At 63.8% G+C, this 268-nt stretch carries 1 protein-coding gene; it reads left to right on the top strand.

Annotated elements, in window-relative coordinates:
* Nucleotides 1-258 (top strand): dienelactone hydrolase family protein (locus tag SB756_RS30660; protein ID WP_410913313.1); only part of this gene is annotated, 258 nt, incomplete at its 5' end.
* Nucleotides 259-268 lie beyond the last annotated feature (10 nt).

Below are 268 nucleotides of genomic sequence, written 5' to 3'. Positions count from 1 at the left end.
GCCAACAACATCAAGGGTTCGGTACTGGTACTGCACGGCGCGGCGGACCCGTTCGTGGCCAAGGAGCAACTGCCGGCCTTCGAAGCGGAAATGGACGCCGCGGGAGTGGACTGGCAACTGGTCAGCTACGGTGGCGCGGTGCATTCCTTCACCGACACCCACGCCAACCTGCCGGGCAAGATGATGTACGACGCCAAGACCTCGGCCCGGGCCTTCGCCACCATGCATTACCTGCTGGACGAAGTCTTTAGCGGCTGACCCACCGACC

Source organism: Pseudomonas sp. SIMBA_068 (assembly GCF_046534705.1).
GTDB classification, from domain to species: Bacteria; Pseudomonadota; Gammaproteobacteria; order Pseudomonadales; family Pseudomonadaceae; genus Aquipseudomonas; species Aquipseudomonas putida.
The sequence above is the reverse complement of the archived record's forward strand: the minus strand, read 5'-3'. Positions and strand labels throughout refer to the sequence as shown.